Origin of the sequence: Rhodococcus sp. SJ-3, assembly GCF_051918125.1 — a bacterium.
In the GTDB taxonomy this organism is placed as follows: domain Bacteria; phylum Actinomycetota; class Actinomycetes; order Mycobacteriales; family Mycobacteriaceae; genus Rhodococcus.
The window spans coordinates 4,327,435-4,349,939 of the sequence record NZ_CM123306.1 but is presented as its reverse complement, the minus strand read 5'-3'; the positions used below and the strand labels follow the sequence as shown (position 1 = coordinate 4,349,939).

Below are 22,505 nucleotides of genomic sequence, written 5' to 3'. Positions count from 1 at the left end.
CTTCGAATCGCCGAGGAGGCTGGCCCGTTGACGCATGACGCCGACACCGGATTATACGACCGCGCGCTCGACAAGAGCAGCTGTGGAGTTGGATTCATCACCCGCAAGGACGGTGTCCAGACCCACGAGATTCTCGTCCGCGCCCACGAAGCGCTGTGCGTGGTTCCCCACCGCGGCGGCATGTCGGCCGAGGGTGTCGGCGACGGCGCAGGCGTCAACGTCGATCTGTCCGTCGATCTCTTCTCGGCTGTCACCGGACATCCCTTGCGCGCGAATGAATTCGGTGTCGGCAATTTCTTCATGCCCGTCGGCGGATCCGCCCGCGACGCGGAGGCCTTGATCACCGGCGCACTCACCGCCGCCGGCATCGATGTCCTCACCATCCGTGATGTTCCGGTAGACCACTCGGTGCTTCGTCCGGCGGCCGCAGCACACCAGCTGCCGATCCAGCAGTGGATCTTCCGCCGACCCGAGAGCTGCTCGTCGGCAGAAGAATTCGATTCGATGCTGCACGAGGTCCTGCTTGCAATCGAATCGCGCGCCTACATCGATCCCGAATCGGCAGGCCTCTATCCGCTGTCGCTGAGCGCGCGAACACAGGTACTCAAGGGACGCTTGAACTCTCACGAAGTCATCCCCTACTTCCGCGACCTCGTCGACCCACGACATGCGGTGCACACCCTGTTCTTCCATACCCGCTTCTCGACAAATACCGACCCGCATCCGACGATGGCGCAGCCGTTCCGGCTGATGGCCCACAACGGTGAACTCAACACCGACCGGAAGAACCGCCTGTTCGAAGGTGCCCAGGCGCGAGCCGCCGGACGCGACATCATCCGCCCGCCCGGGCAATCAGACAGCTGCCGCTTCGACCAGACGCTTGCGGCACGCATCGCATCCGGCGACCTGGATCTCGTCACCGCTGTCGTGCAGATGGTGCCGCCCGCGTGGGAGAACGATACGACCGTGTCGCCGCAGGTCCGCGCAATGCTCGAGTTCTTCTCGCTATACGAGGAGAAGAACGACGGGCCCGCCGCACTCATCTTCGGCAACGGGACCGTCGTGGGCGCGCGACTCGATCGGCTCGGCCTGCGCCCCTTACGGACCGTCGAAACCGACGACTACCTCGCAGTCACCTCCGAAGCAGGGCAGTTCGACTTCGAACCCGAAACGGTCACTCGTCGCGGTCGTATCGAAGCCGGCGGCATGCTGTACTTCGACCACCGCACCGGCCGGTCGTACGGAACCGACGAGGCACTCGAAATCCTTTCTTCCCAGCGGGATTATGCGGCACTGGTCGACGAAGCCCGCCGCAACCTCGATGCACTGCCGGAGGTCCCGGCCGAGAAGGCCGGTTCACCGCTGCGCTACAACGGCAACCTCGAACGCCACCAGCGCTACGTGTCCTACTCACTCAACCAGGAATCGTTCCGGTTCATGCTCGACCCCATGCTCGCGGCGGGTCAGGAACGGATCTCGGCGATGGGCTACGGCAACGCGATCAATGCCCTGTCCGACCAGGAGGGTGGTGTCGCCAAATACTTCTCCCAGCGATTCGCCCAGGTCACCAACCCGTCGCTCGATTCCATCCGCGAAGCCGACGGGATGACGCTGCGGGTCGCACTCGGCGCACGCCCCGGTAGCGGCGCGCCGTCGGCAGCCCAGATCGTGGTGCCCACCCCGATCCTCACTCACCTCGACATGCTCCGGATCCGCGAGCAGTCCGAGACACCGGTGCAGCGCTTCGAGATGCTGTACTCCCCGGTGTTCGACGACACCGAAGCGAACTCGGAAGCGCTCGCCGCCGCCATCGACGGTGTCGCCGACCGTATCACCGAGTTCGCGCGCATTACAGGCGGTATCGCGGTCCTGACCGACCGTCACGTGTCGGCCGACCGTACGCCGCTGCCGATGATCCTCACGATCGCGGCCGTGAACCAGCGACTCATCGACGACGGTGTGCGTCTTCGGGTATCCGTGATCGTCGAGTCCGGTCAGCTGTTCTCGTCGCACCATATCGCCGCGACCCTCGGCTTCGGTGCCGCTTCCGTCTACCCGCTGACAGTGCAGATGCGTGCCGAAGAGAAGTTCAGCGACGATGCCGACGCAGCGTTCCTGAAGTTCCGCAAAGCCGCAGAGAAGTCGCTCATGAAGACGATGGGTCGCGTGGGGCTGTGCACCGTCGAGTCGTACATCGGCGGCGAGTTCTTCGAGCCGAGCTACCTCGACACCGACGACGAGGTGCTGAGCCGGTGGTTCCCGAACGTCAGGACCCCGGTCGGCGGCGTGGGATTCGACACCATCGCACAAGCCGCCGCCGACTGGCACCGGCACGCCCTCGGTGTGCAGGGCGAGACCGACGTGCCACTCCTCGGACTGTTCAAAGAGCGCGCCGACGGCGCCGGTCACTCGTTCGGCACCACCGCGGTGCGCGGATTCGTCGACATGACCGAGGAAGCGGTCACCTTGCCGGTCGAGCAGGCAGGTGAAGCCGATCTGACCGATGCACTGCGCCTGCTACCGCTGCACCGTCTGTCCGACGCACACGGCCTCGACGACGACGCCTACCGCTACGGCGGGTTCCGCGCGCTCACTCCCGCCGAGATCGACGCATTCGACATCACCCCCGGTTACCGCGCCTTCGCACGCACGATCGCCGACGAACGCATGCACCGCCCCGCCGCATTGCGCGACGTGCTCACACTCCCCGCCGACATCACCTATATCACCGGCGCCGACGACTTCCAGCGCGAGATGGGTCGCTTCGCGCGGTACGGCAACAACTCGATGCTCGTGCGCGGGCTTTCCGCGTCCCGCGTCGGCGACAACGAGTTCGTGCTGCGCCTGACCGGACCGCTCTCCGACGACCACACCCGCCCCGAAGCTCTCGCGCAGTCGCTCGTCGCACGGTTCGGCGACACGATCATCGAATACCGCTGCTACGGAGACACACTCACCGTGCAGGCACTCGGGCAGGCCGCCGACTACCTCGGGCAGATCCGGCAGGCGCCGCAGAGCCTGCGGCTCGACCGGATCCAGCCGGCCCACGAGATCACCCGCACCCTCGCGTCCGGCGCAATGAGCCATGGCGCTCTCAACTCGAACGCTCACGAAGCAGTCGCACACGGCACCAACATGGTCGGCGGCATGTCGAACTGTGGTGAGGGCGGCGAACATATTTCCCGCTACGGGACCATCCGCGGCTCGCGGATCAAGCAGTTCGCCTCGGGCCGTTTCGGAGTATGGGCCGGGTACCTGGCCGATCCGATGCTCGAAGAGATCGAGATCAAGATCGCGCAGGGCGCCAAGCCGGGCGAGGGCGGTCAGCTTCCCGCGAAGAAGGTGACTGTCGAGATCGCCGCGGCGCGCGGCGCGACCCCGGGCGTCGAGCTGGTCTCGCCTCCCCCGCACCACGACACCTACTCGATCGAAGACCTCGCTCAGCTCATCCACGATGCTAAAGCGGCCCGCGTCCGGGTGATCGTCAAGCTCGTGTCCTCCGAAGGCATCGGCACCATTGCCGTCGGTGTCGCCAAGGCCGGCGCCGACGTCATCAACGTAGCCGGTAACACCGGTGGCACGGGTGCGGCCTCGGTGACCTCACTCAAGTATGCCGGCCGATCCGCCGAGATCGGTGTCGCCGAGGTACACCAGGCACTGTGCGCGAACGGATTGCGCGACAAGGTGATCCTGCGGTGCTCCGGCGCCCACCAGACCGCCTCCGACGTCCTGACCTCCGCGTTGCTCGGAGCCGACAGCTTCGAGTTCGGCACCACCGCGCTGATGATGCTCGGGTGCGTCATGGCGAAGAACTGCAACGTCAAATGTCCCGCGGGCCTGACCACCAATCCCGAGATGTTCAACGGCGATCCTCGGGCGATGGCGCAGTACCTGCTCAACATCGCGCACGAGACCCGAGAGTTGCTCGCGCGTTTGGGTCTGCCGTCGCTCCGCGACGCGCGCGGCCGCTCCGATCTGCTGCACCTGCTCGATCACCCGTCGAGCGTCGGTGAACTGGACCTGCGCGCCATGCTCGCAGTGGTGCCCGAGGTCCACATCGACAACCCGGTGTACCTGGAGAAGGACTACTCGCTCGACGACGAGTGGATCGCCGCCGTCAGCGGTGCGCTCGAACACAACGCGCTCACGGTGGCGCTCGGCAACGGCGTTCGCCTGACCAACAACAACAAGAGCGTCGGCGCGCAACTCGCGATCGACATCGAGCGTCTGCTCAACCACGAACAGTTCGGCGACGTGCCGTCTGCGCTCACCGACGAGCGTGGACGCCGATGGCTGCGCGACGGCACCGTCACGATCACCACCACCGGCTCTGCGGGCCTGTCGTTCGGGGCGTTCTGCAACGACGGCATGGTGCTCCGCCACACCGGCACTGCCAACGATGGTGTCGGCAAGGGCCAGTGCGGTGGGCAGATCGCGATCTCCTCGCCCGGAGGCGGCACGAACGACCGCGGGGGCAATGTACTGATCGGCAATTTCGCGCTGTTCGGAGCCACCGGCGGTCGCTTGTTCGTCCAAGGCGAGGCCGGTGACCGCTTCGCTGTCCGCAACTCCGGGGCGACCGCCGTCGTCGAAGGTGTCGGCGACTTCGCCTGTGAGTACATGACCAACGGTGCTGTGCTCAACATCGGCGGGTTCGGCAAGGGCGTCGGCAATGGCATGTCGGGCGGGTTCGTCTACCAGTACGACCCTGAAGGCCTGCTCGATGGCAAGGCCAGCGCCGATTCGATCGTGCTCGGCGCGATCACCGGCGACGACCCACAGGCCGCGATCCACAATACGACCGTGCTGCGGCTTCTGCACATGCACGTCGAGGCCACCGGGTCCGAGAAGGCCAGGTTCCTGATCGACAACTGGCAGGTCGAGCAGCAGCACTTTGCATACGGTATGCCCCGGGCGCTACTGCAGTACCAGGACTTCGACGAGATCCTCTCCGCCTCGACCCGCAAGGAACTCGCGGGCGAGGTCGCGGCAGCACTCGTCGCGCACCAAGTGCGCAAGTTCAAACAGAGCTACCGCTCCGGAGATCCCGTCGTGGGTGGTGTGACACCGGATGGCACCGATACCGAAGCGATGTACGCGCTGCTCAACAACTACACGGTGCTTGCCGCCGCGCAGGCGATGGCACTGCAGAAGGTGCCGGGCGCAGCCGGAGCCGACGACCCCGCGGTCCGGAAAGCTGCACGAAACTTGCTGCTCACCGAGGACTTCTTCCTCATCAGCAAGCTCGAACGCTATGCGCTGGAGGCAATCTCGGGCCATACCGATCTACAGCTGGCCGCACTCGTCGCCGACAAGCGTCTCGCCGACTACAAGCAGGCGCTCGCACTGCGCAACGTCCGGTCGGTCGATGCGCCGGGCACCTACGGGTGGATCCTGTGGCAGAGCCGCAAGAATCTGAACATCGCCGGTGATCTGCCCGGCTACGAGGAACTGTTCGCCCGCCACGCGGTGCCCGGTCTCGTCGCCCCGACCCTCGGAGTTCCCGCATGACCGCGCCATTCATTCCCGCGGACGCACCCTTCACCACCGACCAGCGCTCGTGGCTGGCCGGCTTCCTCGCGGGCATGCAGACCCGCCTGTTCTCCGGTGGTCCCGCCAGTGCTGTCGGGACCACCGGCTCGGCCCCAGCGCTGCACATCCTGTACGGATCGCAGACGGGTAATGCCGAATCGGTCGCCGAGGATGCCGCCGCGGCGGCACGCACGCACGGGTTCGCTCCCGTCGTCTCTGCACTCGACGACATCGATTCCGCGGCCTTCGCGTCGCTCGGCCGGGTCCTGATCGTCACGTCCACCTACGGCGAAGGCGAGATGCCCGACAACGCCGAGCTGTTCTGGGATTCGCTGTCGGCCGAATCCGCGCCGCGACTCGACGGTATGGACTTCGCGGTATTCGCTCTGGGCGACACCGGGTACGACGGGTTCTGCCAGGCAGGCAAGCTGATCGACATGCGGCTGGAGCAACTCGGAGCCACGCGCATCGTGCCGCGAGTCGACTGCGACGTCGAGTTCGAGGACGTTGCCGCAGTCTGGATCGCCGAGACTCTGCCCCTCGTCGCGGCCGTCGAAGGCATCACCGGTGACGGGGGCGCCACTGCTTCGGCAGAGCCCGCACCGGCACGAGCGAAGGCACAGTGGACGCGGAAGAATCCTTTTCCGGCCACACTCACCGTCAACCGTTTGCTCACGGGTGAAGGCTCCGCGAAAGAGATCCGGCACTTCGAGTTCGCACTTGCCGACTCCGGGATCGAGTACGAGGCAGGCGACGCACTGAATGTGGTTCCGGTCAACGACGCCGGACTCGTGCAATCGTTGGTCGACGCGCTCGGGCTCGATGGTGCGACGATCCCCGAAGGTCACGACGAGAGCCTCGAGCATCTTCTGATGTACCGGTACGAGATCACAGCGCCGAACGTCGATCTCCTCGAAGCGGTCGAAGAACGCACGGGCAACGAGGAACTCACCTACGTGCTTCGCCACGGCGACAAGGCGGCGCTCGACGAATGGCTCTGGGGCCGAGATATTCTCGATGTTCTGTCACTGAAGCCCGCTCCTGCTTTCTCATCGGAAGAGCTTCTCTCGGTCCTCAAACCGCTGCAGCACCGCGCCTATTCGATCTCGTCGAGTCCCCACAGCGCCGACGGATCGGTACACCTGACGGTCGCTGCCGTGCGATACGGCACCGACGAGCGTGAACGTCGCGGCGTGTGCTCGACGTTCCTGTCCGACCGCGCCGGCGAGAAACCGGTCGGGATCTTCGTGACGAAGAACAAGTCGTTCCGTGTTCCGTCCGACGACACCGCACCGATGATCATGGTCGGGCCTGGTACCGGCATCGCCCCGTTCCGCGGATTCCTGCAGGAACGCCGTGCCCGCGGTGCGACAGGGAAGAACTGGCTGCTGTTCGGTGACCAAAGGCGCAGCTGCGACTACATCTACGAGGACGAACTCGCGGATTTCGTCGCGTCCGGGCTGCTCACCCGCCTCGACCTGGCATTCTCCCGCGATCAGGCCCGGAAGATCTACGTCCAGACCCGGATGAAGGAGCACGGCGCCGAACTGTTCACGTGGCTCGAGGAGGGCGGCCACTTCTACATCTGCGGTGACGCATCGCGGATGGCGAAGGATGTCGACGTCGCACTCCACGAGGTCGTTGCCGAACACGGCAGCATGAGTGCAGAACAGGCTGCCGAGTACATCACTGCACTCAAGCGCGAGAAGCGATACATACGCGACGTCTACTGACACGCATCATGGCCGAATGTCACCTTCATCCACTCGAAGTGCACGAAGGTGACATTCGGCCATTTCGCCTCGGCAGATCAGCAGCCGGGCACTGCGCTGCCGTCGCCCTGGATGGCGAGCAGCGTGCAGAACGTCACGGCGGACACCTTCCACTGACCGTCTTCGAGAAGCGCCTCACCGGACTGGTCGGGTAGGACAGGTGCGCCGTTCATCAACAGAGTCCAGGAGACCGTCGCGGCGTCGTCCCCCGCGCTCGCGACACCTTCGACCGTTGCGGTGGTCGCGGTGGCCTGCGGATCTGCTGCCATCCCCTGCAGCGCGGGGAGGAACTCGTCACCGTTCTCGACGAGGCCCGCGCGTGTCTCCGGCGGTGTCGTTCCGTCGAAGAATGCGACCCAGGCATCGGTGACGGCCTGGGTCGTCTCCGCGTCGGCAGCTGCCCCAGCGGCTCCCGTGGTCTCCTCGGCGTCGGTGGTCTCCTCGGCCTCGGTCGTCGCGGTGGCAACCGTGGTGTCGTCGGTGCCATCCGACGAATCATCGCTGCTGCACGCGGCAACTCCGGCGAAGGCAACAGCGGCGATTCCGGCAACCGCCAATGCCCGGCGGATGGAAAGTGTGCGCACTAGGTGTTCCTTTCGAAGAGTGGACCCTCGTCCACGTGGATGGTGCAGGTGAGTCACGGTGCGGCGGGGTCCGCAGGAAGTCGCTCACTGAGCCGGGCGAATTCGTACGACTGGCGAGCCAGCCAGAACCTCAGGAATCCTGTGATCGAATACCTCAGGAAGACCGCGGATCCCACGACGCCGACGCCGATACCGAGCAACGCGATGATGATGGCGTCGCGCTGAACGAGCGCGTCGGAGGTGTTGTGCGACATGAGGTATGCCACGATCGTCAGTACCGGACCGAGAATCATCAGCGCGACACCGAGTTTCAACCACAGCCCGGACCGGCCGGCAGCGGGATCGGGGATCTTCAGTTCGGTCAGCTCGCGTGCGAACTTGTCGGCACGTGTTTCCGTGGCGGTCATGATGCACTTCCTAGGTAGAGGGACGCGAGCTCGTCGCCGAGTTCGTCCGGTGGACCTTCGATCTGAATTTCGCCACGGACGAGCACCGCGGCGTGGTCGGCGGTATGCAGCACCGCCGTGGCGAACTGTTCGACCACCAAGACCGCGACCCCCTGCCGCGCGGCCTCGGCGACGTGCTCGTACAGTTCGGCCACGATCCGCGGCGCCAGCCCCATCGACAGTTCATCGAGCATGAGTACTGCCGGATCGGTGGCCAGCCCGCGTGCCAGCGCGAGCATCTGCTGTTCGCCGCCGGACATCGTTCCCGCCGTCTGGGATACGCGCTTCCCGAGGATCGGGAATCGCGTGTAGGCAACCTCCTCGATCTCCTCGATCGAGCGGCCCGTGAACGTCATCATCACGAGGTTCTCGCGGACGGTGAGGTTGGGAAAGACTCCGCGCCCCTCGGGAATCAGGCAAACGCCGATCCGGGCGAGTTCGCGCGGCGAGACACCTGTCATGTCCCGGCCACCGAGCAGCAACTGGCCCGAACTGACGGGATGGGCGCCACACGCCACGCGCAGGGTCGTGGTCTTGCCCGCACCGTTGGGGCCGAGCAGCGCCACGATCTGCCCTGGCATCACGTTCACGTTCACGCTGCGCAGCACAGTGATCTTCCCGTAGGCGGCGGAGACGTCGCGCAGTTCGAGAATGGGGTTCATGTCGCTCCCAGGTACGCGGTGATGACTCGTTCGTCGCTACGAACCTCGTCGGGTGTGCCGACGCTGATGATCTTTCCGAGGTCGAGCACGTGGACGGTGTCGCACACCTCCATCACCAGTTCCATATCGTGTTCGACCAGGAGCACCGCTACGCCGTCGTCGGCGACCGTGCGCAGCAGTGCAGAGAAGCGTTCGGTTTCTTCCCGGTCCTGGCCGGCGGCTGGTTCGTCGAGGAGAAGAACGCTGGGCTTCGCTGCCAGGGCCCGTCCCACCTCGACGAGACGTCCCATGCCGGTGGACAGCGCATCCGCGGTCGTACCGGCGATACTGCGCAGATCGAGACGGTCGAGTAGTCCGTCGACGACCGTGGCCGCCATCTTCCGGTCGGGACCCATCTCGGCTGCGACGAGGAGGTTGTCTCGGACACTGAGCCGCCCGAACAGTTCGAGTCGTTGGAAGGTCCGGGACATCCCCAGCCGTGCGCGACGGGCAGGCCCGAGCCTGGTGATCTCGCGGCCGCCGAGAGCAACACTGCCGTTCACGGGCTTGCGCAGCCCTGAAATCACATCGAACAGCGTGCTTTTTCCCGCTCCGTTGGGGCCTATCAGTCCGGTGACATGCCCGGGCTCGGCCCGCAGGCCCACACCGTCGAGAGCTCTGCGTCCCCCGAATGCCACCGTGACGTTCTCAACCTCGAGTTGCGATGGCACGATCGAGCACCTCCTCGTCGTTCTCGTCCCACGGGCGTTGCAGTCCCCACCACTCGACGGGTATCTCCCGCTCCGAACCCGTCCGGGGGACTCGACTCGCACCCCATCCGAACGCGGCCGCTGCTGCGATCGCGATGCCGAGGACGAGCACGTACCCGTTGATCAGGTCTGCGAGCCGCAGCATCCACAGCGCAACGACGGCCACCGCGAGCAAACCCATCGCGAGCGGGTTGCGCAATGCACTGTCGAATCGTTCCCGCAGGGAGGGCACGACACCGTCGTCGACCGAGCCGGATCCGTATGCGAGTCCGGCCAGTGCCGGGAGGGTCTGAACGAAATTCTGTGTCGCGGGTATCAGTGCGACCAGTGCGTTCATCGGTCCGGCAATCATCGCGCCGGTGAACAGGCCGTTGCCGACGACACCGAGACCACCCACCACCGCGATCAGGAAGATGCCGAGACCCGCCACGAAGTTGAACTGTTCGGGTGCCACCGCTTGCAGTTGCATCCCGTACAGCGCCCCGCCGAGACCCGCGATCGCAGCCGAGATCGCGAACACCGATGTCTTCATCAGAAGCAGACTTCCACCGAAGGTTGCGTACGCGGTTTCGCTGTCGCGCAACGCAATCAGTCGGCGCCCCAGTTTTCCCCGTCGAACAGCTGCAACGAAGGCGGTCACCAGTGCCAGGCATACTGCCGCGAACACCGTCAGCTCTGCTGTGCTGTCGAGATGGAATCCGAACAGGCTGGGTCCGACCAGGTTCGCGGATCCCATATTGAAGAAGGCGAAGTCTCTGCCGAAGATCTCGAGTGACGCCATCGGGAAGATCCACCGGTCGAGTACCACGGCGATTGCGCCGGTCCCCAGCGCCAGATACACACCGGACAGCCGAAGCGCGGGCAGCGCCACGAGTGCACCGATCACGGCGGCAACCAGCATCGCCAAGGGTATCGCCCACCATTGACCTTCGGCGCCGAAGTTGGCGCACACGACGGCCCCGATTCCCGCAATTCCCAGTTGGGCAAGCGAGATCTGCCCGGCATAGCCGATGAGGGGCACCATCGATACGGCGATCACACCGAACGCGAAGATCTGACCGTAGGTGATCAGGTCTCCTTCACCGAGCACCGTGGCAAGCATGAGACCGAAGACGACGATGACCACAGCGAAGACGATCGTGCCCCGCACGGTGGGAACCGGAACCTGGGTGAGATTGCGTTCGCGCCCGCGCAGTTTCCGGTGCGGGAAGATGAGCAGTGCGATCAACAGCAGGATCGCGGGCGCTGCGAGTCGAAGACCCGGCAGATACTCGTTCTGCGGCAGGTAGCCGGCAAGATAGGCCTCCATACATCCGACGACGATCGCGCCGACGAACGTCATGGGCAGGCTCGTCAATCTGCCGAAGATCGCGGCCGCATATGCACTGACGATCAACAGCGACAGTTGCATTGCGTCCAGCGACACCATCGAGGCGATCAGTACCCCACCGAGAGCGGCGAGCATGGTGCCTACCACCCAGGCGACCCTGTTGGCCCGCACCGGATTCGCTCCGGTCAGACCGACGAGTGCACGGTCGTCGACGGTGGCCCGCATCTCGACGCCGGTGCGGGTGTTGAACAACAGAACGCGGAGGGCGAGCGCCACCGCTATGGCAATCACCATCGTGATTGCCTGATGCCAGCTGACCGTTGCCGAACCGATGTGGAACGGTGCCCGGTCGGCGAAGAAGCTCGGCAGTGACCGCGGTTCCATCGGGTCCCAGATCCACCGGGCAAGCGCGATGAGTCCGCTCAGCAGCGCAATCGTCATCACGAGTTTCTCGGCGTCACCGAGTCCCTGGACCGGCCGCATCAGCAGTTCGACGAGTATCCCGAACAACGGGGCCAGCACCACCAGAATGACGAGCAGCGCAAGCCATACGGGCCAATCCCAGCCGACGCTGAGCTGCCAGTAGGCGAACGCCGCCATCATTCCGGTCGCGCCGTGCGCGAAGTTGAAGACACCGGTGGTGGCGTAGGTGACCACCAATCCGCTGCTGATGATCGCGTAGATCGCGGCCGTCGACAGTCCGACTATCCCGAAAGCGATGAACTGGTCCATCATTCGAGGTCGTTCATGCTCTTGCCGACATCGGCGAGGGACAACGGCGGAGTCGATGTCCCGTCGGAGAGCTCACGCGCCGGGATGTCGCATCGATAGAGACCGTTGTCGGGTCCGAAATCTGCAGGCTCCCATCCATCGGACGTCGCACGCTCGACGTTGAAGCAAGGCTGCGGTGGGAGCGGTTCCGCCAGATCGTTGGCGACATGAAGTCCTCCGCCGGTCCACGCGGTTTCTTCACGGGCGTTCTCGTAGAGGCACTTTCGTGTCAGGTCGTCGCCACAGGCCGTGGCCGCTTTCGCGAAGAGCAGCCACGACGACCACGCGCGCATCGCGGGAAGTGTGATCTGGCTTCCGGGCGCATATTCGTCGAACAGCGCCTTCAGTTCTTCGACCGCAGGTTCATCGCTCTCGAGTGGGGCGACACCGCTGAGGTCGACGACGTTGTTCTGGTAGTCGGCAGATCTGCCCAACAACTGGATGAACTGGTCGTTGTACGCGTTGTTGTTGGCGTCGATCCAGTCGAGCTTGTAGTCCATGTTGGTGAGGGACTCTTCGAGCTTGGAGAGCGAGTCGAACGTGCCGAGGAAGACGAGGCCGCGGACACCGCTGGACTTGATTGCCTGAGCGTACGGCGTCCAGTCGGTCACGCCCGAGAGCGGGAACAGTTCGTCGTAGACGATGGTGGCACCGAGATCGACGAGTGTCTCCCGGTTGATGTCACCGATCAGTTTGGAGACCGCAGCGTCGCCGTTCAGCATGCCGATGGCGCCCTTGGATTCCGGGTATGCCTCGTCCATCAGCCAGGTACGAATACCGGCGTAGTTGTCGTAACCGGGAATCTTCGAAGGTGATGCCGCGACCTCGAGGTCGGCGCCGGCAGACTTCTCCTGCACGGACTGGGCGGGAAAACTCGGCAGCAGGCACTCGAGTCGCGTCTCGACGCCGAGTCCGTCCAACGCTGCGCCTCCCCCGACCAGGGCGAAGTCGTCACGACACGCTTCGATCATCCGCTGGCGTGGCTCCATGAGTTTCGAGTCGCGCGTATTGGCGACCAGCTCACGACCGTTGATTCCACCGGCCTCGTTGCACCACGAGGTGAACACCTTTGCGGTGTCGACGAATTCGGAGTTCTTGGTGAATCCGATGTCGGAGAACACTCCGACCTCGATCGAATCGGCTGTCACGCCTTGGGACGAGGCTGCGGACGCATCGCCCGGGCCGCATATCTCGGTCAGGTCGCCGAAGTTCGCTGTGGCTGCCGAGTCCGACTGGCCTGAGCCCGAGTCGATCTCCTCTGCGCCTTCCCTGCCACCACATCCGGTCGCGAGTACAGCGAGAGCCGCGAACGCCACGACCACCTTGTGTAATTTCAAGTTCGAGTCCTTCATCCGGGCCGTCGCCGGCCGTGTCGATGATTCGGGCTATCCCCACGCCCGGAAAATCTCAGGGAGAGTGCCCCATCGACAGAACGAATCGATGCCACCCGCCGCGCGTTGCTCAGAAATGCTGCCGTTTCGACCCCTCTGCCCCGTAGTCCCCCCGACCACATCGAGCGCATCCGGTCTGCGATCGACTCACATATGGTGCAACTCACATACTCGTATGTCAATAACGCAATTCTCATTCTTGAAATACGTTATTTCGCCGTGGATAAACTTTCCCTCCCGGTATGTTTTCGGTGGCACCCCCGAGCGCCGATCAGGTGTTGCGCCCGCCATTGACGCCGAGAATCTGCCCGGTGATGTAACCGGCCTCCTCGGAGATCAGGAACGAACAGGCAGCCGCGATGTCCTCGGGGCGGCCCGCCCTCCGCACCGGGGTTCGCTCGATGTGTTCCTCGATGGTGCCACCGAGCAAGCCTTTCCCCTCTGCGCGTCGCAACATCGGAGTGTTCACGAGTCCCGGCGGTACGGCATTGACGGTGATTCCTCGTGGGCCGTACTCGAGTGCAAGTGCCTTCGTGAGCCCGTTGACTCCCGACTTCGCCGCAACATAGGACGACATGAACGGCTGCCCCGAGTGGGTACTCGACGAAGAGATGTTGACGATGCGCCCCCAGCCGGCATCGATCATGTCCGGCAATACCGACTGCGTGCAGTGGAAGACACTGTGCAGGTTGACGTCGATTGCCCGCGACCACGTCTCCCAGGTGAGATTGACGAACCGCTTGTAGACCTCGACTCCGGCACCGTTGACCAGAATCGTCACAGGCCCCAGTCGCTCACGGACCTCGGCCAGCGCCGTGTCGATCTGACCACGATCGGTCACATCGACACGGTATTCGAGTTCCCCTCCCGACGGCGCGATATCGAACACGGCCACCTGATGCCCGTCCTTGCGCAACCGGGCGGCGACAGCCTTCCCGATCCCCGATCCGCCGCCGGTGACCACAGCAGTCCTCACGTCCATGGCTCATCCCCCACGATGGTCGTCCGCTGCATCAAGCGCCCGGATGTGGGATCGTACGATTCCGCACGATGCAGGATCCCGGTGTTGTCCCACAGGACGAAATCTCCGACCTCCCATTCATGCAGGTAGGAGAATTGTTCCTGCGTGCTCCACGCCAGTACCTCGTCGAGCAGCCTGCGACTTCGCTCCGGATCCATCCCGACGACATGATCCGCGGTCGCACCCACCACCAGCGAACGTCGCCCGTCACGACGGTCCCAGATCAGCGACGATTCGTTCTGAGGCAGCATCCGCCACAACGCGACCTGCTCGTCGGTGGGCTCCGGATACACGGTGCGCTGTGCGGCCTCGAAACTGTGGACGACCCGCAGCCCCTCGTATCTCTTCTTCTCGTGCTCGGACATGTTCTCGTACGCTGCGTACGTACTGGCAAACTCGGTTCTGCCTCCGACTTCGGCAACCTGCCGCGCCGTCAGCGTGGTGGCTTTCGCCGGGACCTTGTTCGTGGTGTCGTCGATGTGCCAGCTGAAGGTCCCCTTGAGGTACTGTGCCGCCGCAGTCTTGTCCGGGTCGAGCGAGACCGTCATGATCTTCTCGTTTCGCACCGGTTCCACCAGATCGCCGAGTCGCCGGCTGAAGGCGATCTGTGCGTCATCGTCGAGATGCAGTCCGCGGATGAGTACGACACCCCGCCACTTCAGGGCCTCGCCGATGCGGGCCGCGACGATGTCGTCGTCGAGAGTGTCCACTCCCCGGAATTCCGTACCGAACAACGGGGTGATTGCTACAGACTCCATGTCGGAGCATTCCTTTCACACAGGGTGAGGCAGGCCCGGGACGGCGGCGCTGCACCGCCCCGGGCAGGGAGTTCGAATCAGACGGTCACGCCAGCTTTGTCGAGACAGCGTTCGAGCGCCTCGAGGTACTCGGCGTTCCCATGGAACGGGCCCCTCACACCGATTGCCACTTCGAGAAACGGGCTGTACTCGTCGTTGACGTGGGTTTCCCAGCGTGTGATCTCGGCGTTGTCGTTCGTTTCGAGGAAGCTGTAGGAGAAGAAGCCCATCGACGTTCCGTCGGCAGTCGTTCCCTGCCACCGGGTCTTCCAGACAACTCCGTTGTCGGCAGGCCAGTACTTGAAGCTCGTGGGTTTCCAATCGGGGAAGACGAGGGAATAGGCTTTGGCCTCCATCGTCGCAGCCCGGCCGGTATCAGCGAGCGCTTCGCTGATCAGGATGACCTCGTCACCCGTGAAGTACGGCGAGGTGTAGATCGCGTCCTCTGCGAATTTCCACGCACTCTCGCCGTGTTCGTCGGTGTACTCTTCGCCGTCCTCCACGCCCTCGCGCAGGTATGCGTTCCGGTAGCTCTCGGCCAGTCGCCGGTGCTGGTTCATACGCTCTTCTGGAGACATCTACAGCCTTTCGAGTGAGTGTTTTCCGATTGAAATAGAACGTTATTCGGAGATCTGAACGTCTTCGTAGCTGCCGAGCATGGCGCTCTCGGAAAGCGCCATCTGGAGGTAGACGTCGATATGGGAGATCTTCCCGGCGTCGTCGAATTCGTAAATCGATACTGAATTGACCACGCTGGAGAAATCACCCACGCTGCTACGTTCCTCGAGCTCGAGGAAGACGACGTCCGGTGTTTCGGTGATGCGTCTGAAGGATCCTGCCCACTGCGACGAGCCGGCCCAGCCGGTGAGAAACTCGACGTATTCGGACCAGTTCATCACCTCCTTGAAGTTCCCGACCCGCACGAACCCGTCCGTGGCGACGAGCTCGGCGAGGGGCGCCCAGCTTTCCTTCGAGAAGCCCGGCTCTTTGGCGAGATCCACGAGAGACTTCATGAGCAGGCTGTATGCGAGCACAGTGCGTGCTCGTCCGGTGTAGTCGTCAGCGACGTCGGCGATTTCGCGCAGTTCCATGTGATTGCTCCTCGGGACGGTGTGGTGGGGCATCGACAGACAGGGCCACTCAGGCCTCGGCGGCTGCAGCGAGGTAGCGGTCGATCACCGAGTGGAAGTGCGCCACCACCACTTCTTCCGACACCAGCATCAAGTGATCGAGCGCCTCGTTCCGCAAGCCGCGCTGTTGGCGTGGCATCTGCTCGTAATCCTGATGGAGTGCGTCGAAATACTTGAACTCACCGGGTTCTTTCACCTCGATGGGCGTCGCCCGAAGTGCGCTCCTCATGTCTTCGGGCAGATACATGAAGCTGATGATCTGCCAGACACACCGGTTCGGATCTCCGTCCGGATCCGGCTGCGCGAGAATGACAGTGGCCTCTCCCGCGCGAACAGTCATGAAGAAGTTCGGGAACAGGACCCACCCGTGGTTGTCGCTCATCTGCGCGTCGGTGAGGTCCTCGACATCGAGACCGGAGTCGGTCAGTACCTCGCGGGTGGCCAGCTGCAGGATCGTTCTTGCGGTTACGCCCTCGGGGAAAGACAACGGTTGGCCGTCGACCCGGTAGCTGTTCACGATCTCCTCGAAGCGCGGAAGTACCCGCATCAGCGAAGGAAACGTCTCGGGCAGTTCACGAATCCCCTGGACCTGCTCCTCGGGACCGTACTCGTTGACGTGGGCGACCTCGAACGGCGAGCACGACACCGCGTGACGTTCGAGGAGCCGGTACCGGCTCTTTTCCGACTCGATCGTCATGACGCGCAACAACTGCGGATGAATTCCCGAGATGTGGTAACCCTCGGAGAAGGCGTCGACGACGACTTTCCAGTTGCAGTCGATCTTCTCCCGCACGTCCAGGACGGTGACCATCCGGTCGAGATGGTACGGCGCGAGCATCTCGAGCACTTCGGTGCCGAGATAGTCGGCGAGGGGCTCGGCGTTCGGGTCGGGGTTGAGAAAGATGAATCCTGCAGCGGTGTCCACCGACACCTGGATCAGCGAATTCTCTTTCTTGTCTATCGGATCGAGCGTCTTCTCCGCCAGGATCCCCTTGAGCGTGCCCTCGAGATCGTAGGACCACAGGTGGTATTGGCACAGGAAACCACGCTTGGAGTTCCCACTTCCGGTACACAGGGGATTCCCCCGATGCCTGCAGGCATTGACGAAGCCTCGGATCACGTCGTCCTTGCCTCGGACGACGATGTACGACTGGTCGAATAGCTGGTAAACCTTCCAGTCCCCCACCTCAGGCAAGTCCGCCTCACGACCGACCACCTGCCAGACCTTCATCCAGATCGATTCTCGCTCACGTTGCTGAACATCATGGGATACATAGCGATCCGTGGAAATCTCCATGTTGAATCGACCGGGTTCGAGATCGGCGATCCCAGGCGCGGTATCGACCCAGTCTCCCGGGCGATTCGACGTCACGGGCTGTGTGGACGTCATGACTGCACACTCCTTCTCATTCGACGAACGATGCGTTGCGACACAGATGTTGAAGCAGAGATGAAGCAGGGCGGGACAGCCGTACCGGCGCAGCTGAGCGTCGCTCACGCTGCTCGCGGGGCTGTTCGAGCAGAATCAATCACGTGATTGATTCCATATGATGCAGCTCACAAACGCGCTTGTCAATGCCCGACGACACAGATATCTCCGCCGCGCACCGCACACTGGTTCGACCTCGGACATGCCATGCTTGACGCAAAGTCCGCGCATTCCGGAGGTGTCCGTGTCGTCCGCGTCATCGCAGTTGGGTAGGCCGGTCGGCACCAAGAGCGAGCAAACACGGCGACGAATCCTCGACGCCGCGATGCGTTGCGTCGGAGAGGTCGGGTACTCACGGGCGACCATTCGCGAGATCGCGCGCTATGCGGACATCACGAGTGGCAGCCTCTACCACTACTTCCCCAACAAGGCCGAACTGGTGAAAGCCGCCTTCCTGGAGATCGCACAGGTGTCCGTGCCGCGCTTGTCCGCCGCGGCCGGTCGGGCCGACGGGGTTCTGAACAAGCTCGTGGCAGTACTCGACGAGGGAGCCGCACTCCTCGACGAAAACCCCTACTCAGTGGCGTTCGATCGGGCACTCAGAGTGGAGAGCGCCGAACATCTCCACTTGGGTGAGGACAGCGAATTGATCTTCACGTCGTTACGCAACGTGATCGCGGGAATCATCGAGCAGGCCGCGCGGGAGGGCGCACTCAACACCGACACCGCCGGGGCCACCGATGCGATCTTCACAGTGCTCCGCGGCCTGCACGACCACGCAGCGACGGCCACCCCCGAGCAATACCAAGCCACTCATCACGCCATCCGACTCATGATCCAGGGCACATTGTTCGACTATTCGCGCGTCGAGTCGCTCCACTCGACTACGACCTCGACCTCGACTACGACTACGACTACGACACAGACGTAGCGAAGACGACATGGATGCTCACGCACCCCCGACGGTTACGGCGTTCTACCGATCTCGGTGAGAGTGCTCCATCGTTCACGGTGGAGGTGAATCACTATCACGCAGGCCGGCGTTGGGACTTCACGTACTCGGCAATCGCCGACAACGGCGCGCCGCCCGCAGTCCCACAGTAGTAGGAGCGGGACCATAAATGCCCGCCCCACAGATACCGGGAAAGATGCTCCGCGTGATCACGCCGCAAGTGCCGCGATGACACCCCTTTGAGCGAATTCACCAGCTTCGACAGCTGCACGGTGGCAGGGAAGTCGACGAGCAGATGCACGTGGTCATCCTCGCCGTTGACTCCCGCAGTTCACATCCGAAGTCCGCACACACTTTCCGCATCACTTCCGCGCAGTCCGCCAAGATCGGGCCGGTGAACACACCGCGCCGATACTTTGTGACGAACACCAAATGTGCATGGCAGTCGCAAATCGCTTGTCTACCAACCCTGATAAGATCTTCCTCGCCCATGACACCAAATTCCATCGTCTGGGGTGTGCTCAAGCGATACCGCTACCGCGCCTACCCCACAGGGGAACAACACCATGCGTTGTCGCGACTGTTCGGGTGCTGCCGGGTGGTATTCAACGATGCCCTCGCTGCGAGAGAATCCGCCCGCAGGGCGGGCCGCCCGATCCCGGGCACGAGTTGTCGGCGGCGTTGACCGCCGCGAAAACAACTCCTGAGCGGGCGTGGCTGGCCGAGGTGTCTTCGGTGCCGTTGCAGCAGTCGCTGGCGGATCTGCATCGCGCGTATGCCAGTTTCTTCGATTCTCGTACCGGGAAGCGTAAGGGCCGTAAGGTTGGTGCGCCACGGTTCAAGAAGCGGACGCATCGCCAGTCCGCCCGGTTCACCCGCAACGCCGGGTTCGCAGTGCTCGAGCCGGGCGGGGGTACCGGGCTGGTGCGGTTGCCGAAGATCGGGCGGGTCCGGTACGAGTCGTCGCGGCCGTTGCCGGCGGATCCGTCGAGCGTGACGGTGATCGGCGAGGCGGACGGCCGGCATTATGTGTCCTTCGTCGTCGACGAGCCCGTGCCCGTGGTGGTGCCGCAGCCGGCGCCGGCCCGATGCGCGGGTATCGACGTCGGCCTCACTCACCTTGCGGTGATCGTCTACGACGACGGGACCCGTGAGAAGGTCGACAACCCTCGCTGGCTGCGGACGACGCAGCGGCGCCTGGCTCGTGCCCAACGGGCGTACTCGCGCACCGAGCGTGGGTCGAAGAACCAGGCGAAGGCTCGCCGGAAGGTCGCGGCGGCGCACCGGAAGGTGCGCGAGACCCGTCTGGACCACCATCACAAGCTGGCATTGAGGTTGATTCGCGAGAACCAAGCGGTCGCGCTCGAGGGGTTGTCGGTGGCGGGTTTGGCGCGCACGAGGGTGGCGAAGTCGGTGCATGATGCCGGCTGGTCGACGTTGACCCGGTTGATCAAGGAGAAGGCCGCCGAGCATGGCAGGCTGGTGCACACGATCGGTCAGTGGGAACCGACGTCGCAGGTGTGCGCATGTTGCGGGGTGCGGGACGGGAAGAAGCCGTTGGATGTGCGGGTGTGGGTGTGCCCGTCGTGTGGGTTGGTGCTGGATCGGGACTACAACGCCGCTGTGAATGTGATGCTCGCCGCCGGGCTGGTGGAGAGGGTAAACGCCTGTGGAGGGAGCGTAAGACGTGTGCTTTCATGCGCGGACCCGGTGAAGCAGGAACCCGCCGAACAGACCGCACCCTCTGGTGCGGCTGCGTAGGAATCCTCCGGGTTCACGCGGAGGAGGAAGTCAAGATCTTGGACGTTCCAAAGACCTCCGCGGAGCGGGTGCGGCTGCCTAAACTGGGCGGAAGCGACACGAGGAGCAGGTCGATGTCCGATCGCACCGCATCACGTACTCGGCAGGCGCCCGTTGCGGAAACGCCGGACGCCATACGCAACGTCGCGCTGGTCGGGTGCAGCGCCACGGGAAAGACCACACTCGCGGAATCACTGGCCTTCGCTTCGGGAGCGACCGGTCGTGCCGGTCGCGTGGTCGATGGCACCACGGTCTCCGATTACGAAGAGATCGAACAGCAGCACCGACGCTCGGTACAGCTGGCGGTACTACCCCTCGAATGGAGGGGCATCAAGATCAATTTGATCGACACACCCGGGCATCCCGACTTCGACGCCGAACTCCGCGCCGGGCTCCATGCGGCCGACGCAGCGGTCTTCGTCGTCTCGGCTACCGACGCCATCACCCCTGCCACTCGCGCGTTGTGGCGCGAGTGCGACGAAGAGGCGATTCCACGCGCAATAGTCGTGACCAAACTCGATATCGCGCGGCACAGCTACGACGAACTGCTCGAACAGTGCCATGAAGCGTTCGGACTCGGCCCCGATACCGTGCGCGCGTTGTTCTATCCGGTATTCGACGGGGACCGTCCGGTCGGGTCGATGGGCCTGCTGACCGGCCGCAGCTATGGTGAGCCCGGTCCGTGTCCGGTCTCGAACTCCGCACGCGAGAGCCTGGTGGAGGCGATCTCCGGTCAAGACGACACACTCATGGAGCGGTTCGTTTCCGGCGAAGAACTAGACCCGGAGTCCCTGCAGGACGGTCTCACCCGCGAAATCCTCGCATGCGCAATGCACCCCGCCGTTCCGGCGACCGAGAGCGGCGTGGGCGCGGTCGAACTGCTCGAACTGATCGTCACAGGATTCCCCGACCCCACCCACCGGCTGCGCGGCGCTCCCCCATGCGATCCGGACGCGCCCCTCGCGGCCCAGGTCGTGCGGGTAACCGGAGATTCGTATGTAGGACGAATCAGCTTGGTACGCGTCTACGCAGGAACGTTGCGGCCGGACACGTCGGCGGCGCTCACCGGGAGCGGCCACTCGGTGGAACGGATCCCCGCGCTGACGAACCCGTTCGGTAAGCAACAGCGACCCGTCGGCGAGGCCATCGCAGGTGATCTCGCATGTGTGGGCAAGCTCGCGACCGCACGCCCCGGTGACACCCTCCACGATCCTGATCACCCCGTCGATCTGGCGATGTGGCCAATTCCCGAGCCACTGCTGCCCCTGGCGATCGAGGCGCATTCACGCACCGACGACGACAAGCTGTCCCAGGCTCTGTCACGGTTGACGGCCGAGGATCCCGCCGTGCGGGTGGAGCAGAATCCCAACACCAATCAGGTGGTGTTGTGGTGCACCGGCGAGGCACACGCCGAACTGGTCGTCGACCGGCTGCGCAACAGGCACGGTGTGCAGGTCGATCTCGTCGAGCATCGTGTCGCGCTTCGTGAAACGTTCGCGGCCCCGGCCTCGGGGCACGGTCGTCTGGTGAAGCAGTCGGGGGGACACGGCCAGTACGCGGTATGCGACCTCGAGATCGAACCCCTCCCCGTGGGCAGCGGGGTCGTGTTCGAGGAACGCGTCGTCGGAGGGGCTGTTCCACGGCAGTTCATCCCGTCGGTGGAAAAGGGTGTTCGGGCACAGACCGCCAAGGGCGTCGCGACGGGGAATCCGATGGTGGATGTACGGGTCACGCTCGTCGACGGCAAGGCCCATTCGGTGGATTCGTCCGACGCCGCGTTCCAGGCAGCTGCCGGCCTGGCGCTTCGCGATGCTGCCTCCCACAGTGATACCTGCTTGCTCGAGCCTGTGGCCGCGGTTCAGGTGACCGTCCCCGAGGAGTATCTCGGGGCAGTGCTGGGCGATCTCTCTGCACGTCGCGGCCGGGTGCTGGGGACCGAGTCTCCCGATGCCGGGGTGGCGTTGCTACGCGCGGAGGTTCCCGAACTCGAACTCGGGCGTTATCCGATCGACCTGCGCGCGATCACCCAGGGCACCGCCGACTTCGCCCGCGGATATCTGCGCCATGAGCCGATGCCAGCACCTCTCGCGGCGCAGTACCTCGATGGGAACGCGCCGACTCGTTCGTGAGGCAGGTTTC

General features: G+C 64.1%; 17 protein-coding genes and 1 pseudogene. 6 read left to right on the top strand and 12 right to left on the bottom strand.

The window, feature by feature from the left end:
• Positions 1–27 precede the first annotated feature (27 nt).
• Positions 28–5,511, top strand: coding sequence for a glutamate synthase-related protein (locus ACTDXD_RS20260; protein WP_440124050.1), 5,484 nt, complete (start codon positions 28–30; stop codon positions 5,509–5,511).
• Positions 5,508–7,265 (top strand): sulfite reductase subunit alpha, encoded by a 1,758-nt coding sequence (locus ACTDXD_RS20255; RefSeq protein ID WP_440124049.1) that lies wholly within the window; start codon positions 5,508–5,510, stop codon positions 7,263–7,265. The genes ACTDXD_RS20260 and ACTDXD_RS20255 overlap by 4 nt, the downstream gene beginning before the upstream one ends.
• A 77-nt stretch (positions 7,266–7,342) precedes the next feature.
• On the opposite strand, the gene ACTDXD_RS20250 is transcribed toward ACTDXD_RS20255, so the two are convergent.
• The 11 genes from ACTDXD_RS20250 to ACTDXD_RS20200 form a co-directional block, all read right to left on the bottom strand.
• Complete coding sequence (locus ACTDXD_RS20250; RefSeq protein WP_440124048.1) at positions 7,343–7,888, bottom strand: hypothetical protein; 546 nt, start codon at positions 7,886–7,888, stop codon at positions 7,343–7,345.
• Positions 7,889–7,941: 53 nt separating this feature from the next.
• The gene (locus tag ACTDXD_RS20245; protein ID WP_440124047.1) at positions 7,942–8,295 is read right to left on the bottom strand and encodes a hypothetical protein; all 354 of its coding nucleotides are present in this window, start codon (positions 8,293–8,295) and stop codon (positions 7,942–7,944) included.
• On the bottom strand, positions 8,292–8,996 hold the full coding sequence (locus tag ACTDXD_RS20240) for an ABC transporter ATP-binding protein (RefSeq protein WP_440124046.1): 705 nt from the start codon (positions 8,994–8,996) through the stop codon (positions 8,292–8,294). The genes ACTDXD_RS20245 and ACTDXD_RS20240 overlap by 4 nt, the downstream gene beginning before the upstream one ends.
• The gene (locus tag ACTDXD_RS20235; RefSeq protein ID WP_440124045.1) at positions 8,993–9,706 is read right to left on the bottom strand and encodes an ABC transporter ATP-binding protein; all 714 of its coding nucleotides are present in this window, start codon (positions 9,704–9,706) and stop codon (positions 8,993–8,995) included. The genes ACTDXD_RS20240 and ACTDXD_RS20235 overlap by 4 nt, the downstream gene beginning before the upstream one ends.
• A complete protein-coding gene (locus tag ACTDXD_RS20230) occupies positions 9,684–11,807 on the bottom strand; it encodes a branched-chain amino acid ABC transporter permease (protein ID WP_440127722.1) in 2,124 nt (707 codons plus the stop codon). Before ACTDXD_RS20230 ends, ACTDXD_RS20235 begins: the two co-directional genes overlap by 23 nt.
• Positions 11,807–13,198, bottom strand: a complete 1,392-nt coding sequence (locus ACTDXD_RS20225) for an ABC transporter substrate-binding protein (RefSeq protein ID WP_440124044.1) — start codon at positions 13,196–13,198, stop codon at positions 11,807–11,809. The genes ACTDXD_RS20230 and ACTDXD_RS20225 overlap by 1 nt, the downstream gene beginning before the upstream one ends.
• 310 nt (positions 13,199–13,508) lie before the next feature.
• Positions 13,509–14,213: an SDR family NAD(P)-dependent oxidoreductase gene (locus ACTDXD_RS20220; RefSeq protein ID WP_440127721.1), complete on the bottom strand. Its 705-nt coding sequence runs from the start codon at positions 14,211–14,213 to the stop codon at positions 13,509–13,511.
• A complete protein-coding gene (locus ACTDXD_RS20215) occupies positions 14,210–15,016 on the bottom strand; it encodes a TauD/TfdA dioxygenase family protein (protein WP_440124043.1) in 807 nt (268 codons plus the stop codon). The genes ACTDXD_RS20220 and ACTDXD_RS20215 overlap by 4 nt, the downstream gene beginning before the upstream one ends.
• Positions 15,017–15,093: 77 nt before the next feature.
• Positions 15,094–15,633: a hypothetical protein gene (locus ACTDXD_RS20210; RefSeq protein WP_440124042.1), complete on the bottom strand. Its 540-nt coding sequence runs from the start codon at positions 15,631–15,633 to the stop codon at positions 15,094–15,096.
• 42 nt (positions 15,634–15,675) lie between these two features.
• Positions 15,676–16,146 carry a hypothetical protein gene (locus tag ACTDXD_RS20205; protein ID WP_440124041.1) on the bottom strand — a complete coding sequence of 157 codons (471 nt, stop codon included), beginning with the start codon at positions 16,144–16,146 and terminating at the stop codon, positions 15,676–15,678.
• 49 nt (positions 16,147–16,195) lie between these two features.
• Entirely contained in the window at positions 16,196–17,575 is a 1,380-nt protein-coding gene (locus tag ACTDXD_RS20200) for an aromatic ring-hydroxylating oxygenase subunit alpha (RefSeq protein WP_440124040.1), read from the bottom strand.
• Positions 17,576–17,858: 283 nt separating this feature from the next.
• Here ACTDXD_RS20200 and ACTDXD_RS20195 point away from each other — a divergent pair, with 283 nt between their 5' ends.
• Positions 17,859–18,545: a TetR/AcrR family transcriptional regulator gene (locus ACTDXD_RS20195; RefSeq protein WP_440124039.1), complete on the top strand. Its 687-nt coding sequence runs from the start codon at positions 17,859–17,861 to the stop codon at positions 18,543–18,545.
• 97 nt (positions 18,546–18,642) lie between these two features.
• On the opposite strand, the pseudogene tnpA reads toward ACTDXD_RS20195, so the two are convergent.
• Positions 18,643–19,058: pseudogene (tnpA, locus tag ACTDXD_RS20190) on the bottom strand (IS200/IS605 family transposase).
• Between tnpA and ACTDXD_RS20185 the strand changes: the two are divergent.
• The 3 genes from ACTDXD_RS20185 (at position 19,057) to ACTDXD_RS20175 (ending at position 22,495) form a co-directional block, all read left to right on the top strand.
• Positions 19,057–19,251: a helix-turn-helix domain-containing protein gene (locus ACTDXD_RS20185; protein ID WP_440124038.1), complete on the top strand. Its 195-nt coding sequence runs from the start codon at positions 19,057–19,059 to the stop codon at positions 19,249–19,251. The pseudogene tnpA and the gene ACTDXD_RS20185 overlap by 2 nt on opposite strands.
• Positions 19,252–19,292: 41 nt before the next feature.
• Complete coding sequence (locus tag ACTDXD_RS20180; protein ID WP_440127720.1) at positions 19,293–20,327, top strand: RNA-guided endonuclease InsQ/TnpB family protein; 1,035 nt, start codon at positions 19,293–19,295, stop codon at positions 20,325–20,327.
• A gap of 113 nt (positions 20,328–20,440) precedes the next feature.
• Positions 20,441–22,495 (top strand): elongation factor G-like protein EF-G2, encoded by a 2,055-nt coding sequence (locus ACTDXD_RS20175; protein WP_440124037.1) that lies wholly within the window; start codon positions 20,441–20,443, stop codon positions 22,493–22,495.
• Positions 22,496–22,505: the final 10 nt, after the last annotated feature.